Genomic DNA, 15,615 nt, shown 5'->3' with positions numbered 1-15,615 from the left:
TTTTGGACAATTGATCACGGACTGCGGACGATCGATACTGCTGGACAGCGAGGTGTCCAGCTGGCGTGACCGTGGCGATCGCAGAGTCCGACACGCTTATTCGCAAACGGCCACGAATCACGTGTAGTGAGTACCGAGACGCCCGAACCGACCGAAACCGAAGCGTTCGAGCGGGTCTGTGAGACACTCGTCGAGCGGATCTTAAACGGCGAGATCGAGCGCGACGAGGTCGAGAAAGCCAAACTCGAGGCCTGTTCGGAACACTCCGCGCCGAAAGTGCCGAAAAACTCCGAACTGCTCGACTACGCAGCCGAGGAGCACCGCGAGGATCTGGAAGTGGTGCTCCAGCGCAAACCGGTTCGCACGGCTTCCGGCGTCTCGCCGGTCGCGATCATGACCTCGCCCGAGCGGTGCCCTCACGGGAAGTGTCTCTACTGCCCCGGCGGCCCCGACTCCGAATTCTCGTCGTCACAGAGCTACACGGGCGAGGAACCCGCCGCCGCCCGCGGCGTCCAGAACGACTACGACCCCTACGGGCAGGTGACGCTCCGACTCGAGCAGCTACGCCAGATCGGCCACCCCGTCGACAAGGTCGAACTCATCCTGATGGGTGGGACGATGACCGCTCGCAGCCACGACTACCAGGAGTGGTTCGTCAAGCGCGCGCTCGAGGCGATGAACGACTACGACGTCGACAAGGAGCCCGAACCCGCCGAAGGCGTCAGCTTCGCACAGGACCCCGACGAGTACGAGTGGCAGTACGTCGAGGACGTCATCACCGAAAACGAGACCGCCGACATCCGCAACATCGGGACGACCTTCGAGACCAAACCCGACTGGTGTGACCCCGAGCAGATCGATCGGATGCTCGAACTCGGCGGAACGAAAGTCGAAGTCGGCGTTCAGACCACCTACGAGCGGATCAACCGGGAGATGCATCGGGGCCACGGCGTTCAGGAGTCTATCGACGCCAATCAGCGACTGCGGGACTCGGCGTTCAAGGTCGGCTTCCACATGATGCCGGGCCAGCCCGGGATGTCAAAGGAGATGTGTCTCGAGGACTTCCGGCGGCTCTTCGAACAGGAGCAGTGGAAGCCTGACTACCTGAAGATCTATCCGACGCTGATCGTCCGCGGGACCGCGACCTACGACTGGTGGCACAACGGCGAGTACGACCCGCTCGACAACGACGAGGCCGCCGATCTCGTCGCCGAGATCAAGGACATGATCCCCCGCTATACGCGCCTCCAGCGCGTCCAGCGCGACATTCCGGCGGACTTCATCGATGCCGGCGTCTGGAAATCGAACCTGCGGCAACTGGCCCGCCAGCGCATGGACGAGCACGACTGGACGTGTGAGTGTATCCGCTGTCGCGAGGCCGGGATGAACGATGAGGAACCGGACAACGTCGAACTCGACGTGATGACCTACGACGCCTGTGGCGGCGCCGAACACTTTATTTCGTTCGAGGACTTCGAGCAGGACCTGCTCGTCGGCTTCTGCCGGCTCCGGTTCCCGAACGATCCGGTTCGCCCGGAACTCGAGAACACGGCCTTGGTCCGAGAACTCCACGTCTACGGCTCGGAGGTCGCGGTCGGGAACGAAAGTGAGACCGACCAGCACCAGCATCAGGGCTATGGCCGCCGGCTGATGGAACGCGCCGAGGAACTCGCCGCCGATGCCGGCTACGACAAGGTCAGCGTGATTTCGGGCATCGGCGCTCGCGAGTACTACCGGAACAAACTCGGCTACCACCAGGACGGGCCGTACGTGAGCAAACGGCTCTGAGCCCGTCCTCTCGAGTTATTTTCCTGCCGTGTTCGACTCGACTGCGGAGAGATAGAGGAAGTACGCCAGCGCGGCGACAACCAGCGACACGGCCAGCACGGTAACGCCGACGTACCCGTTGAGTGCCACAGCGGGATTGCGCCAGAGATAGACACTTCCCTCGATGGCGAACGCAGTTAGCCCACCGTAGAACAGCGCCAGCACGGTCGCCCGAACCACTGCGATCGCGCCGCGCTCGCGGCTCTGAAACAGCTCGAGGACGAACAGCAGCGCGAACACGAGGAGGTAGAACGGACCAGGAATCGCCTGCCCGAGCGTCTGTGGGCCGGTCACGGCGATATATCCGTAATATGCCAGCGCGAGCAACACGCCGCCGACCAGCGTCAGCGAGAGCCCGTAGCCGCTAGCGTCCTCGACGGTCGCCGGGACGACGCCGTCGCTCGTGCCCGACCCGTCCGCGCGTGTGAGGTCGGTACCGCTGGGACTCGCTTGCTCATCCGACGGCTCGATTCCGGAATTCGAAGCCGTCGATGCGTCCTCGTCGTCACCGGTGCTAGCCATGGCGGCTGTTTTCCGTCTCGCATAAGAAAAGTTAGCACATGAATGACAACTAACCAGTGTGGACCGTCATGATCGGTACGAGGTGGCTCGAGTCCTAGGAGGGAGATACCTATTGCGTGTCAACCCGTAGCATTCACATGCCTTCGAAATCGCTGAGCACTGTGATTGCTCGCGTGCGATGGGCCGGCTCGAGAGCGATCGTTGCCCTGCTTGTGGGGGTCGTCGCGGTCACGGGGTCGTTTGCTGTCTCGGGGAGGACGCCGTCGTTCGTCGTCGCTCCGGTCGATGCGTTCGTCGTCACGACGACGCCGGCGATCGTGGTCACGTTTGCGATCGAACAACTGGGTCGGTTAGGTGAGACGCTTGCGTCGCTCGTCGCAGTCGCGCTGACGATCGGGCTTTTCGCTGTCGTCGCCCAGTTCGCGCTGGTCGGTGGCAATATGCTGTCGCCGCGCCTACCGGTCCCAGCGTGGGTGAGCCAGCCGACAGTCGTCGGAGCCGCGATGGCGCTTTTCGCGTGGCTACTCGTCAGCGACATCGCGTCTGCCGTCGGGACAGCGGTTCCCGCGGCGATGTTGGTCGCGCTCGCGAGTGGACGACCCGGTGGACCGGTTCCGGTGGCGGGCATTGACGCGAGCCGTCGGCAGCTGCTCGCCCTGACGGGCGGCGCGTTCGGATTCGGAATCGTCTCGTACGCGATCGGCTCGCGCCAGTCATCTGGTCTCGAGCGAGACCTCGAGGGGAATCTCGAAGCGGACGCGACGGCGCTCAGCCAACAGGCGGCCGACATGGAACTCGAGATTGACGGAATCCCCGGCCTCATCAGCGAGTCGTCGGCGTTTTTCACCGTCGATATCAACAACATCGATCCCGTCGTCAATGCCGACGACTGGACGCTCACGGTCACCGGTGAAGTCGACACCGACTACACGCTCACGTACGACGACCTCGTCGCCGGCGACGTGCGGACGGGCTACAACACGCTGCGCTGTGTCGGCGAACAACTGAACGCGGACCTGCTCGATAACGCGATCTGGACGGCCGTCCCCGTTGCACCGCTGCTCGAGCGCGCCGGCCCCAGCGGGGGCTGTGAGTGCGTGCGGGTCCAGGCGTCGGATGGCTACTATCAGCAGTTTCCCCTCGCCGCGATGGAACGCGGCTATCTCGCATTCGGGATGAACGGGAAGGCGCTGCCACGTGCCCACGGCCACCCCGTGCGGCTGCTGATCCCCGGCCACTGGGGCGAGATCAACGTCAAGTGGGTCACGGAATTCGAGGTCCTCGAGGAGGAAGTCGACGGCTACTGGGAGGAACGCGGCTGGCACGGCACCGGCCCGGTGAACACGATCGCAAAGCTCTGGACGACCAACGAACTCGACGACGGACGGATGCAGGTCGGCGGGCACGCCTACGCGGGTACCCGTGGGATCGAGACCGTCGAGGTGTCGACCGACGGTGGCGATAGCTGGACGACCACCGAACTGAGCGAGGCGTTCGATCCAGCGGACGTACTCGGCGACCGCGACGTCTGGCGGCAGTGGCAGTACACCTGGGAGCCACCGGCGGGCGACAGCGAGGTCGTCGTCCGCGCGATCGACGGCACCGGTGACGTCCAACCAGAAGAAAAATCGAGTCCGTTTCCCAGCGGCTCGAGCGGCTGGGTCCGCAAGACCGTGAGTGTCTAAGGCCGTGTCCGCTCGGACCCGCTAAACGGGGACGGGGCCGTCTCAGTCGATCGTGATCTCGAGCTCGAGCAGACCGAGATGCGAGGGTGCACCGCCGCCGTTTTGCCGGAATTCCTGCGGAGTAGAGTTGACGACGTTGTAGAAGTCGGCCTGATCGGTCGGCACCAGAACGCTGCCGTCGTCGCGCTGGAGGAACGCCGGTGTATCGGTGTCCTCGATCAGTTCGCGCTGTTCGTCCCACTCCTCGCCGCCGTAGATGAACGTGCCAAAGGAGAACCGGCCTGCGGCGAGTGCGTCGTGTTTCGACAGGAACATCCCGGCCTCTTCGGCGTTGAACTCCTCGTCGCTCACCCAGGCGATCGCCGCGATGTCGTCGGCCTGGAGGAGATAGAAGTCCCAGGAGAGCGTCGCGTCGAACACTGCCCAGACGCTGCGCGGCCCGATCGTCTGCACTTCGACGCTGAACGCGGGGACGACCTGTGACCCTTCTGGCTCCGGGATGAACGTCGCGTCGTAGCCCGGCACGCGGATGCCACGATCGTGGTACGCGATCCCGTCCATGTCGATGTCGGCCTCGATCCGGTCGACGATCCCGTGGACGGTCGCCCCGCCCTGGGATTGGAGATGGTCGAGGAAGTCAGGGAATCGCGAGACGTCCGTCCAGGGCTGTCCGTCTTCCCCGCTCATACGAGAGCACCTCCTCGAGCGGAGCGCGATCGGTCCCAGTCCCCGGCACGCGATACCGTAGCAGCGAGCTCGTGTGGCTGTCCACCGACGGCGTAGTTCATATCACGGAATGCGTGCCGGCGCGGATTAGGCGTTCCGACCTCCGACAGCGGGGGCCGGAGCGACACGTCTTTTTGACCGGGCCGGGCAGTGTGCAGTATGGATCCAAAGCGGGAACTCACCAGCGTCGACCTCGCCGCTCTCGTCGGGGAATTCGGTGCCTACGAGGGGGCGAAAGTCGACAAGGCCTATCTCTACGGCGACGATCTCGTCCGGCTCAAGATGCGCGATTTCGATCGAGGTCGCATCGAGCTCATCCTCGAGGTCGGCGAGATCAAACGCGCACACACAGTCGCCCCCGAACGGGTGCCCGACGCCCCCGGCAGACCGCCACAGTTCGCGATGATGTTGCGCAACCGCCTCTCGGGCGCGGACTTCGCCGGCGTCGAGCAGTACGAGTTCGACCGAATCCTCGAGTTTACCTTCGAGCGCGAGGACGGCACCACCCGGATCATCGTCGAACTGTTCGGGCAGGGCAACGTCGCGGTCACCGACGGCGAGTACGAGGTGATCGACTGTCTCGAGACCGTCCGGCTGAAATCCCGAACCGTCGTCCCGGGATCGCGGTATGAGTTCCCCGACTCCCGGACGAACCCGCTGACGGTCTCTCGCGAGGCGTTCGACCACGAGATGGACGACTCCGATACGGACGTCGTCCGGACGCTTGCGACACAGCTCAACTTCGGTGGCCTCTACGCCGAGGAGGTCTGTACCCGCGCTGGCGTCGAGAAGGGACTGGACATTGCCGACGCCGACGAGGCGGTGTACGACCGCGTCTACGAGGCCATCGAACGGTTAGCACTCGATATCCGGAACGGGAACTTCGAGCCGCGACTCTACCGCGAGCGCGACGACGCGGACGACGGAGACGGCGACGCAAGCGAGGGCCAGGTCGTCGACGTCACCCCGTTCCCGCTCGAGGAACACGACGACTTCGACGGCGAGCCCTACGACACGTTCCTCGAGGCGCTGGACGACTACTTCTTCCAGCTCGAACTCGGCGAGGACGAAGAGCCGGAACCGACCGAACAGCGGCCGGATTTCGACTCGGAGGTCGCCAAGTACGAGCGCATCATCGAGCAACAGCAGGGCGCGATCGAGGGGTTCGAGCAGGAAGCCGACGCGTTGCGCGAGCAGGCCGAACTGCTCTACGCCGAGTACGGACTGGTCGACGAGATCCTCTCGACGATACAAGATGCCCGCGCGCAGGACCGGCCATGGGACGAGATCCGCGAGCGATTCGAGGCCGGTGCCGAGCAGGGCATCGAAGCCGCCGAAGCGGTCGTCGACGTCGACGGCAGCGAGGGGACGGTGACGGTGGACCTCGACGGCGAGCGGATCGACCTCGTCGTCGGTCAGGGCGTCGAACAGAACGCGGACCGACTCTACACTGAGGCCAAGCGCGTCGAGGAGAAAAAGGAAGGCGCGCTCGCGGCCATCGAGGACACCCGCGAGGACTTAGAAGACGCCAAGCGCCGCCGCGACGAGTGGGAGGCGACCGAGCGCGAGGACACGAGCGAGGACGGCGAAGACGAAGAGGGCGAAACAGAACAGCGCGACTGGCTCGCCGAGCCCTCGATTCCGATCCGCGAGAACGAACCCTGGTTCGATCGCTTCCGCTGGTTCCACACCAGCGACGGTTACCTCGTGATCGGCGGGCGCAACGCCGACCAGAACGAGGAATTAGTCAAGAAGTATCTCGAGCCCGGCGACAAAGTCCTCCACACGCAGGCCCACGGCGGCCCCGTCACCGTCCTGAAGGCGACCGACCCGAGCGAGGCGTCCTCGAGCGATATCGAACTCCCGGACTCGAGCATCGAAGAAGCCGCCCAGTTCGCCGTCTCCTACTCGTCGGTCTGGAAGGACGGCCGCTATGCGGGCGACGTCTACGCCGTCGACGCCGACCAGGTCACGAAGACTCCCGAGAGCGGCGAGTATCTGGAGAAAGGCGGGTTCGCGATCCGCGGCGATCGGACCTACTATCGGGACACGCCGGTCGGCGCGGCCGTCGGCATCCAGTGTGAGCCGTACACACGCGTGATCGGTGGGCCACCGTCGGCTATCGAGGATCGGGTGGAGACGACGATCGAACTCGAGCCCGGCCGGTACGCACAGGCCGATACGGCGAAACGGCTCTATCGCCGCTTCCGCGAGCGTTTCGAAGACGAGTCGTTCGTCCGTAAGATCGCCAGCCCCGACCGGATTCAACACTTCATGCCGCCGGGCGGGAGCCGGATCAAGGGCGACTGAGCCGGGCTGCTACCCCGGGTCCGATTGCGGGCACGCAGGTGGGGATCGACATTGACCACGAAATAGACGGGTCAACACTGATCGGCAGTCAGCGAGAAAAGCAGTCGATGCCACTGCTCGAGGTGCTCGTTCCTGCCGTATTCGGCGGACCCGATGTCGTTACCATCGTCGGCTGGGTCGGCGTCGCCGCAATGGTGGTTATAATCGGCTTCGTCGTGTTTCTGGCACTCGGCCCCAGCACACAATCACAGCGGACGGAGCGCACTGAACCGACGCCGACCGATAGCGACGGTCGCGACGCCAGCACTGAGGAGCGCTCGGACGCGCCGACCGAGTCCGGTTCCCACTGACGGCTCGTGCAGGCGTTCGAACGCGGCCACTACTCGAGTTCCTCCGCTCGAGCGTATCGCTCGGCGTTCTCGGCGGGCTCGTCGGGCTCGTCGCTGTCGGATGGACGACGCGAGCCGTCGTCCTGCTTTCGTGTGTCGAACGGCTCGGGTTCGATGACGCCCTCCTCGAGTTTGGCGAGGCAGTCCATGACGGTGTAGCTACAGTCGCCGTCGCTACAGGGGGCGACACACTGGAGGTCACCGTCCGTGTAGACGGCGACGCACGCAGTCGGGACACGAACTTCGGCAGCCCGATTCCCGATCACCGAGGACGTTTCGCGCCAGTCGAACGCCGGCTCGAGATCGTAGCCTTCCCGGTCGGCCCACGATTGGAACGCCTCGACGGTCCCCGTTATCGACGACCCGGAATCGCTGAGCTCTTCGAGTGCGGGTCGTACCGCTGTCCACGTCTCGACGTGGACGGCGGCGTCGAGCGCATCCTCGAGACGGCGTGCGCGCGCGACGAGGTCGCTGAGCGACTCCACGACAGCTGGGGACGTGTGTGCCCGAAGGAACACCTCGATCCGGACTGACGCCGTGAACTCCGTGCTCGAGTCTGTCATTGTGTATCTGCCTCGGTTCGACCCTCACGTATCCGAGCCACCGGTCACCATCATAAAGCTAGCAACCTCCGAGCGGGATCGACTCTCAGGCTCCGCGCCACATCGATACTCTCACGCCGCGTCTCGGCGATCGAACCTCACAACGGGGCCGCGATATCGACCGGGTTCACCAGCACACTCGAGTGTCGCTCGAACGGACACCTCGGTTTGGAGCGAGTTCCGAGTCGCCTCGCTCGAGCGACGGCAGGAGGTATTCCAACTGGACGGCTATCGGGACTCGGTCGCCGGTTCATCGACGTGTGACTCGCGAACCGAGATCTCGATGTCAGTTCCGTCCTCGAGTTCGATAGTCGGCTGGCTGGGGTCCCCCGCTTCGGTGCGGTCACGGCCGCGGTCGATCCCTTGGGTCCGCTTGCGCTCGGACTCATCGTACGCCGAGCTCATGGCGATCAGGAACCCGACCATCGCAGTCACGAGGGCGACGGCAGCGATCGCGACGGTCCCGACTGGAGCCAGGACGCCGGAGAGGACCTCCCCGGCGACGAACAGCGAAACGGACGTCACGAGCGCGATCAACGTGAGCAAGCGGGCGAGCCGACCGGTATCGAGCCCGTGGTAGCGCTTCTCGCCGCTCTTATCGATCAGCACTGTCAGAACGCCCAGGATGCCGGTGTACGAATCGTCGGTCTGTGCGTTTCCGAGGGAGTGAATCGACTGTGCGATCCACACACCGGCGGTGAAGTTGAGAAATGCGACGAACGAGACGAGTCCGATCTGTCCGTCGACGAACAGCCCTGCGACCATGGCCCCGAGAAATGCCAGTGCCATGATGGCGTGTGTCATGAGCGAGCGCGTACCGAAGTCTTCGAGCCGCGCTGTGTATCCAGCGTTCATACTCTGACGAACGCGTGCGACGTCAATAGTGTCATGCCCTACCTATGTCAATAGTTTGCAAATATCGTGACTATCGTGGATCGCTGATCGAACGCCAGCGGACAGGGCGCAGCACCGAAATGCGATCAGTCAAACTGCTCCTCGGCCGTCGTTACTGGAATCTCCCAGACGAGGATCGCGGCTGAGCCACCGATGAGCGCGATTCCTGCGACAGCCAACGCAAAGAGCGGCGAGACGGAATCGGAGACGACGCCACTGCCGAGCTGGAACGGAACGACAGCCAGCCCGCTGACCATCGCCATCGCGCTCAGGACGGTGGCCCGACCGAGTGAGCCGATTCGGTCGTTGACGTACTGTCCGGCGAACGAACGCGTCACATCAGAGAGCCCTCGAGCGACCAGGAACGTCGGGAGTGCGAGGATGGGGACGAAGTACATCCCTACCAGTGCCGTCCCGACGAGAAACGGCAGGACGAGGAACCACGTTCGGACGCCCAGGTGGTCCTTGATTGCGCCGGTGAAATAGCTGAGCACTGCCCCAACGAGGCTGTACGCGGCATAGAACCAGCCGAGTAGGGATTCGACTCGCGACGGGGAGACACCGAGATCAACGACGACGGTCTCGAATATCGGCTGAAGAAAGACGAACACGAGATACGTGACAGCGGCGTAGAGAACGTAATAGTAGAGGATGAACGCCCTGAGATTCCGTTGGGAGAGGGCATCCGTGACGATTCCGACGGTCCGACGGAAGCTCAACTCGTCGGTGTCCGTCTGCTTGTACGTTGCTGGTTCCTCGAGGGTCAGCAAAACGACCGCGCCGAGTCCGGTCACGGCGGCCGCGACGAACCACGGGTACGAGAGATCGATACTGCCGAGATACCCACCAACGATGGCTGCACCAGCGCCGACCGCCAGCGCGGCGGATTCACCCCGCCCGCTGACGGTGGCGAACTCGCTTTCGGAGAGGTCGTCGGTGAGCGTATCGTAGAGCCACGCGTCCTCGCTCCCCGATCGGAAATTGTACCCTAGCGACCAGCAGACGTAGAGGACGGCCAACGTGAGAAACGACTCAGCGAGGCCGATTCCGAGCAGCGTTCCGGCGATCAGTGTGGTCCCGATGAGGAGGCTGTTTCGGCGACCAACGCGGTCGCCGATGTACCCAGTCGGAATCTCGCCGACCAGTGTTGTCAGGTTGTAGATCGCCTCGAGGACGGCAATCTGGGTGAAGGAGAGTCCCTGTGCAAGAAAGAAGAGGTACATGATCGGCCGATAGAACTCGACCGCTTTGGTCGATTTGTAGAGATAGTATTTCAGGACGCTTCGACGGGCAAAGTCGCGCCAGCGGGCCGAAGCGAGCCGAGCCATTACATCGGGATTGGCGAGCGCGTTAAATTACGTTTCGTTAGTTCGATACGTCGAGATCGTAATACGCTGCTGGCACGGGGATCGAACGAGTCCAGCAGTCCTCCATGACCGGCTAACGGGCACGATCACTGAGCAGCCCGCCGAACCCACGGAGAGGACCACCGATCGCAGTCCACTTACCGCGGCCGCGCAAACCCACGGCCATGCAGATCAAAGACCGGGAGCAGGTCGAGGGCGGCCGCGAACGGGTCACCGTCGTCCCCGAGAGCGTCGACGATCTCTGGCACCTGCAGTACGTCTTAGAGCCCGGCGACCGCGTCGCAGGCGATACGACTCGGCGGATCCAGCGCAACGACGACCAGATGCGCGATACCGGTGGCGAGCGCGAACACATGTGGGTCGCGATCGCCGTCGAGGACATCGAGTTCCACAAGTTCGCCAACCGCCTGCGGGTCGGCGGCGAGATCGTCGCCTGCTCGCGCGAGGACCAACTCGGCTTTCACCACACCCTGAACGTCGAGACGCGCGAAGAACTCTCCATCGAGAAGCGGTTCAAACCGGATCAGAAGGCCCGTCTCGAGGAGGCCGAGGAAGCCACCGAAAATCCCGATGTCGCGATCGCGACCGTCGAAGAAGGGCAGGCCCACGTCCACACCGTCGCCCAGTACGGCACCGAAGAGCGGGCGACGCTTACCGGCCCGACCGGCAAGGGAGAATACGCCCGCGAGCGCTCGGAGCTGTTTGCGGAACTCGGGAACGTGCTCAAGCGACTCGAGGTCGACGCGATCATCCTCGCCGGTCCCGGCTTTACGAAACAGGACGCCTACAAGTACTTGGAGGACAACGAGCCCGAAGTCGCGGATCTGATCACGATGGTCGATACGGCGGCGGTCGGCGACCGCGGCGTCCACGAGGTCCTGAAACGCGGGGCCGTCGCCGACGTCCAGGAGGAAACTCGCATCGAAAGCGAGGCCGAGTACATCGACGAACTCACTCGACGCATGGCAGAGGGCGCGAAGGCGGCCTACGGTCCGGAACAGGTCGAAAAAGCCGCCGAGTTCGGCGCGATCGATCGCCTGCTCGTCCTCGACGATCGACTCCGGAAGGAACGCGGGCCCGACGGCGAGTGGGCCATCGACATCGACGACATCGTCCGAACGACCGAACAGAAAGGCGGCGACGTGACGGTCTTCTCGAGCGAGTTCCCGCCCGGCCAGCAACTCGCCAATCTCGGCGGGATCGCGGCGCTGTTGCGCTATCGCCTCGAGTAGCCGGCTGCCGCCGGCGCGGTTTCGGGTTACTCGAGTTGCAGTTCGTCGCTGGCTTCGAGCAGCTGGATCAAGACGGACGCAAACAGCGAGCCCGAACTCCAGATTGCGGTCTCGCTGCCCTCGTCACCGACGACACTCAGGAGGATGCTATCGTCATCGGCGATGACGATCCGACCCGACCGTTGGTCGTCCGCCCGGTGGTCAGGGAGGTTCTCGACGGTCACGACATCGAGATCTGCAAACCGATTTCGGACTGCCGCCGTTCGGCTCACGACGACGACCGTGACGCCAGCTGCGGCGCGCTCCGTCAGGGTTCGTTCGATCGCGTCGGTGACGAGTTCCGGGAGCCGGGTTCCGAAGACGAGCCGCTCGTCCGCCTGCGAGAGGATATCGACGGTACGGTCGTCGACCCGGTCGCGGCCGCGAACCGTCCAGATGTCTTCTTGGGTCTCCTCGCCTGCAGACTCGCGTTTGACGGTTTCGACGTACTCGAAGGCCTGGTCTTGTTCGTGTTCGAACCGGTCACGAAGCAGCTCGCGCGCCTCGTCGGTGCTGACCGGCCGGTACCGGATCGGATTCGACTGTTGGACCTCGAGTAAGCCCCGCTCCTCAAGGCGCTCGGCGACGCCGTACACCTGTGATCGTGGGACGTCGACGACCTGGGAGACGTCCCGGGCAGTGCCCGAGCCGATACGGTGGAGTCCGATGAATACCTTTGCCTCGTAAGTCGTGAGCCCGAGCCGTTCGAAGGCTGCGAGGGCCCCGCTCTCGCTCTCGCCCTCGCGCTCGTCGTCGGTCATCGGTCGTCACCAGTATCGTCGTCGGGGCGGCCGCCGTCGCTAGCGGGGGACGCACCCGTGGCCGCGGGCGACTCGAAGGGGACGTCGGGGCCGAAGTACCGCGTCCAGAGGACGAGCAGGGTCGGCAGGACGAGCACGCTCGCGACGAACGCGTAGATGATCGTCAGCGCGGTGATGATCCCGAACTGCTCGAGGACGGGCAAGATGGCAAAGGCGAGGACGCCGAACCCGCCGACGGTGGTCGCCGCGCTGCCGAGCAGGGCACCGCCGGTGCCCGTTACCGTGGTGTGCATGGCGTCCCAGACCGAGCCCTGGCGCTCGAGCTCGAGCGTGTATCGGGCGCTGATGTGGATACTGTAGGCGACGCCGAGCCCGATCGTCAGACTGGTGATCATCCCCGTCAGGACGTTAAAGGGCATCCCGATCAGGTACATCGTCCCGAGGATCCAGCTGACTGCGAGCGCAACTGGGAGCAGAGTTACCGCACCCAGGGTCGCGCTGTTGCCGGTCAGCCAGTAGGCCAGCGTCAGGAAGACGAAGACGGCCACGAGCGTGATCAACAGGCTCTCGAGGACGGTATCGAGCAGGTCCTGCTCGACGACGTGGTTGACGATCGGATCGCCGGTCGCCACCACAGACCAGCGATCACCGTCGTCGTCGAAGTCCGCCGCGATCGCGCGCATTTCCTCGGTCGTCTCGCCAGTCGAGGCGTCGCCCTCGATCGAGACGACCAGCCGGAGGGCCTCGTACTCACCGTCGGAACGGTAGAGTACGTTGCTCGCGGCTTCGGAATCGGCCTCGTAGAGGTCGTCGTACAGCGCCTCGAGGTTCTCGTCGGGAACACCGTCATCGTCGGTGTCCGACTCAGTGAACGACTCGTCGAACGATTCGTTCTCGGCTGCGACCTGCTCCATGGTCGACAGCGGGCTGCGAACGTCGGCCTCGCCGCTTGCCAGCTCGTATGCCACGTCGCTGTCGGTCGCGTCGTCCTGGGCGCTTTCTACCCGTTCGAGCGTCTCGTCGTGGGTTATATCACCCCTGACGAGTAGTTGCGCCTGAGAGTCCTGGCGCTGGAAGTGTTCGTTAACGTACTCGAGGTCGGATTTCGCGCTGTACTCGCCGGGCTGGAACGGTTCCGGCAGGTCCTGCGTCCAGGCGGGCGGGCTATCCGCAAGGAAGTCCTCTTGATCGAAGCTGGTATCGACCTGGGTCGCACCGTAGACGCCGCCTGCGGTCACCACCAGCGTCACGAGGAGCACCACCAGCGGGGCTTTCCGGGCAATGGTCGCCCCCACGGAAAGTACGTCTGCGAGTCGACCGCCGCCGGTGCCGAACGCCTGCTTGCGCCGCTCGATCCCGTAAGCCTCGAGTCGAGAATCGATCTCGACTTTCGCCGCGGGGATCAACGCGCCGAAGACGACCATCGCGGCGAGGATACCGAACGCGCTCACGATGCCGAACTCGCGGATCGGGCCGATCGGACTGACGAGGTTCGAGAGGAAGCCGATGACGGTCGTCGCCGTCACCCAGACGAGCGCGACGCCGACGCCGGCGAGGGCGACGGACATCGAGCCGCGCACGTCAGTCGGTTCGTCGCCTGCGTGCTCGTCGGCGTCGCGTTGCTCCCGATGACGCATAAAGACGTGAAGCGCGTAGTCGATCGAGAGCCCGATCAGGAGCACGGGAATGGCGACGAACATCTGGTTGAACGCGATGTCTGCCCAGCCCATGAAGCCGAACGTCCAGAGCAGCACTGCCACGATGCCCGCAATCCCGAGGACGATGTCGAGCGGATCGCGGTAGGCGATCACCAGCGCGACGACGACGAACAGCAGGGCAAGCGGCGAGACGATCGCCAAGCTGTCGCCCATCGATCGGTCGATCTCGTCGGTGATAACCCCCGACCCGAAGACGAGCATCTCCTGGTCGCGGTCGTCGGCGAGGTCGCGAAGCTCGAGTTGGCTGTTGGAGATTTCTTCGTCGACCGATCCAGGGCCCTGGAAGTCCCCGCTTGCGGTCGACTGCGTCACGACCAGCATTCGTGCATCGGCCTCGGTCGACTCCGGCTCGTAGGATGTCGGCATCAGACGCAGGGCAAAGCCACCGCCCCGGTCGCTATCTTCCGAGAGGACGTCGGTAAGCGTCTCCTCGTACTCGGATTCGCTCATCGAGTCGAGTTGCTCGATCTGTTCGTCCAGTGGCGGCTGGTCGGCTGCTTCGAGGTCTTCGCGATCGTCTTCGAGGTCCTCGAAGTCCTCCTCGAGTTCTTCGAAGTCGTCCTGGAGCTGTTCGCTGTCATCTTCGAGCTCCTCGAAGTCGTCTTGGAGCTGTTCGCGATCTTCCGCCAGCTGCGCGAAGTCTTCCTCGAGGACACCGCGCGTGCCCTGGGCGTAGACGTCCTCGAGCTGGCCTTCGAGTTCACTCGACTGCCGCTCGTATTCTGCGTCGGAGAGATTGCCGGCCTCGTTGGCCCGTTCGAGGTCGACGAGAGACGATTGAATCTCCCGCGCGTTCGTCATGGCTGCGGCGAAGCGTGCCGACTGCTCGTCGTCGAGGTCGGCCGTTGCCTCCGCGGACACCGCATCGAGTTGGCCCTCGAGCGCGGCCGATTGCTGCTCGTATTCCGTCTCCGAGAGGTCGCCGGCCTGGTAGGAGGCGTTCAGCTCAGCGTACTCCGTCTCGAGTGCGACGGTCTCGTTCAGCGCCGCCTCGAGGTCGTCGGCGGTCTCGTTGAGTTCTCCACTCCGGGTTTCGAGTTCGGCTGCGGTCTGGTTGAGGTCGGCCCTGCGCTGTTCGAGTTCGGCTGCGGTCTCGTTGAGTTCCTCACTTCGGTCTTCCAGTTCGGACGCGCGTTCGGAGAGGTCGTCAGCCTGCTCCTCGCGGATCGCGGTCGTCGCCACGACGTTCTCGACGCCGACGATCGCTTCCTCTTCGACCAGCGTCGAGTTTATCGACTCGTTGTTCCGGAGTTCTTGCTGGAACTCGAGCGAGGAGCGCAACGACTCCTTCGAGAGGACGTCGTCACCCCTGACGATCACCTGAACCGCTGTCGTGTTCTCCTGGTCCTCGCTCGCGAAGTTTTCCGTCGCGAACTCGAGGGCGTTCCCTTCCGGAGAATCGGTCTCGTACTGCTCGAGCGATGACTCGTCGTCGACCATCGTCGCGCCCGCACCGACCATGGCGGTCACGAGCAAGAGCACGACCAGGACGATCATCGAGTGTGTCGTAATTACGTCGGCGATCCGGTCGGCACGACTCACG

The 15,615-nt window shown here is 64.1% G+C and carries 12 protein-coding genes; 5 read left to right on the top strand and 7 right to left on the bottom strand.

The window, feature by feature from the left end; all coding sequences use genetic code 11:
- Positions 1–126 precede the first annotated feature (126 nt).
- A complete protein-coding gene (locus E2L06_RS08885; protein WP_138780612.1) occupies positions 127–1,788 on the top strand; it encodes a tRNA uridine(34) 5-carboxymethylaminomethyl modification radical SAM/GNAT enzyme Elp3 in 1,662 nt (553 codons plus the stop codon).
- A 15-nt stretch (positions 1,789–1,803) separates the two neighbouring features.
- Here the strand turns inward: E2L06_RS08885 and E2L06_RS08880 are convergent, their stop codons facing one another.
- The gene (locus E2L06_RS08880; protein ID WP_138780610.1) at positions 1,804–2,349 is read right to left on the bottom strand and encodes a hypothetical protein; all 546 of its coding nucleotides are present in this window, start codon (positions 2,347–2,349) and stop codon (positions 1,804–1,806) included.
- 137 nt (positions 2,350–2,486) lie between these two features.
- Between E2L06_RS08880 and E2L06_RS08875 the strand changes: the two genes are divergently transcribed.
- A complete protein-coding gene (locus E2L06_RS08875; protein ID WP_138780608.1) occupies positions 2,487–4,034 on the top strand; it encodes a molybdopterin-dependent oxidoreductase in 1,548 nt (515 codons plus the stop codon).
- Positions 4,035–4,076: 42 nt separating this feature from the next.
- Here the strand turns inward: E2L06_RS08875 and E2L06_RS08870 are convergent, their stop codons facing one another.
- The gene (locus E2L06_RS08870) at positions 4,077–4,721 is read right to left on the bottom strand and encodes a hypothetical protein (RefSeq protein WP_138780606.1); all 645 of its coding nucleotides are present in this window, start codon (positions 4,719–4,721) and stop codon (positions 4,077–4,079) included.
- 198 nt (positions 4,722–4,919) lie between these two features.
- Between E2L06_RS08870 and rqcH the strand changes: the two genes are divergently transcribed.
- Together rqcH and E2L06_RS08860 are read left to right on the top strand one after the other, a co-directional pair.
- Positions 4,920–7,070, top strand: coding sequence for a ribosome rescue protein RqcH (rqcH, locus tag E2L06_RS08865; RefSeq protein WP_138780604.1), 2,151 nt, complete (start codon positions 4,920–4,922; stop codon positions 7,068–7,070).
- A 107-nt stretch (positions 7,071–7,177) separates the two neighbouring features.
- Positions 7,178–7,420 (top strand): hypothetical protein, encoded by a 243-nt coding sequence (locus tag E2L06_RS08860; RefSeq protein ID WP_138780602.1) that lies wholly within the window; start codon positions 7,178–7,180, stop codon positions 7,418–7,420.
- A 29-nt stretch (positions 7,421–7,449) separates the two neighbouring features.
- Here the strand turns inward: E2L06_RS08860 and E2L06_RS08855 are convergent, their stop codons facing one another.
- From E2L06_RS08855 to E2L06_RS08845, 3 genes are all read right to left on the bottom strand, one after another.
- A complete protein-coding gene (locus E2L06_RS08855) occupies positions 7,450–8,022 on the bottom strand; it encodes an HTH domain-containing protein (protein WP_138780600.1) in 573 nt (190 codons plus the stop codon).
- 267 nt (positions 8,023–8,289) lie between these two features.
- Positions 8,290–8,916, bottom strand: a complete 627-nt coding sequence (locus E2L06_RS08850) for a hypothetical protein (RefSeq protein ID WP_138780598.1) — start codon at positions 8,914–8,916, stop codon at positions 8,290–8,292.
- A 125-nt stretch (positions 8,917–9,041) separates the two neighbouring features.
- Positions 9,042–10,283, bottom strand: coding sequence for an MFS transporter (locus E2L06_RS08845; protein ID WP_138780596.1), 1,242 nt, complete (start codon positions 10,281–10,283; stop codon positions 9,042–9,044).
- A gap of 203 nt (positions 10,284–10,486) precedes the next feature.
- Here E2L06_RS08845 and E2L06_RS08840 point away from each other — a divergent pair, with 203 nt between their 5' ends.
- Positions 10,487–11,554, top strand: coding sequence for an mRNA surveillance protein pelota (locus E2L06_RS08840; protein ID WP_138780594.1), 1,068 nt, complete (start codon positions 10,487–10,489; stop codon positions 11,552–11,554).
- Positions 11,555–11,580: 26 nt separating this feature from the next.
- Here E2L06_RS08840 and E2L06_RS08835 read toward each other — a convergent pair whose 3' ends face one another.
- Positions 11,581–12,354, bottom strand: a complete 774-nt coding sequence (locus E2L06_RS08835; RefSeq protein WP_138780592.1) for a TrmB family transcriptional regulator — start codon at positions 12,352–12,354, stop codon at positions 11,581–11,583.
- On the bottom strand, positions 12,351–15,614 hold the full coding sequence (locus E2L06_RS08830; RefSeq protein ID WP_249361450.1) for an MMPL family transporter: 3,264 nt from the start codon (positions 15,612–15,614) through the stop codon (positions 12,351–12,353). The genes E2L06_RS08835 and E2L06_RS08830 overlap by 4 nt, the downstream gene beginning before the upstream one ends.
- Between the last annotated feature and the right edge of the window lies 1 nt (position 15,615).

The organism is Haloterrigena sp. H1 (assembly GCF_005938085.1).
Classification (GTDB): domain Archaea; phylum Halobacteriota; class Halobacteria; order Halobacteriales; family Natrialbaceae; genus Natrinema.
Note: the sequence above shows the minus strand (reverse complement) of the source record. Positions and strands in the feature narration are given on the sequence as shown.

Coding starts and splice junctions, on each gene's coding strand:
- rqcH (WP_138780604.1), top strand. CDS start 4,920: ATGGATCCAAAGCGGGAACTCACCAGCGTCGACCTCGCCGCTCTCGTC.
- E2L06_RS08875 (WP_138780608.1), top strand. CDS start 2,487: ATGCCTTCGAAATCGCTGAGCACTGTGATTGCTCGCGTGCGATGGGCC.
- E2L06_RS08850 (WP_138780598.1), bottom strand. CDS start 8,916: ATGAACGCTGGATACACAGCGCGGCTCGAAGACTTCGGTACGCGCTCG.
- E2L06_RS08880 (WP_138780610.1), bottom strand. CDS start 2,349: ATGGCTAGCACCGGTGACGACGAGGACGCATCGACGGCTTCGAATTCC.
- E2L06_RS08855 (WP_138780600.1), bottom strand. CDS start 8,022: ATGACAGACTCGAGCACGGAGTTCACGGCGTCAGTCCGGATCGAGGTG.
- E2L06_RS08860 (WP_138780602.1), top strand. CDS start 7,178: ATGCCACTGCTCGAGGTGCTCGTTCCTGCCGTATTCGGCGGACCCGAT.
- E2L06_RS08840 (WP_138780594.1), top strand. CDS start 10,487: ATGCAGATCAAAGACCGGGAGCAGGTCGAGGGCGGCCGCGAACGGGTC.
- E2L06_RS08845 (WP_138780596.1), bottom strand. CDS start 10,283: ATGGCTCGGCTCGCTTCGGCCCGCTGGCGCGACTTTGCCCGTCGAAGC.
- E2L06_RS08835 (WP_138780592.1), bottom strand. CDS start 12,354: ATGACCGACGACGAGCGCGAGGGCGAGAGCGAGAGCGGGGCCCTCGCA.
- E2L06_RS08870 (WP_138780606.1), bottom strand. CDS start 4,721: ATGAGCGGGGAAGACGGACAGCCCTGGACGGACGTCTCGCGATTCCCT.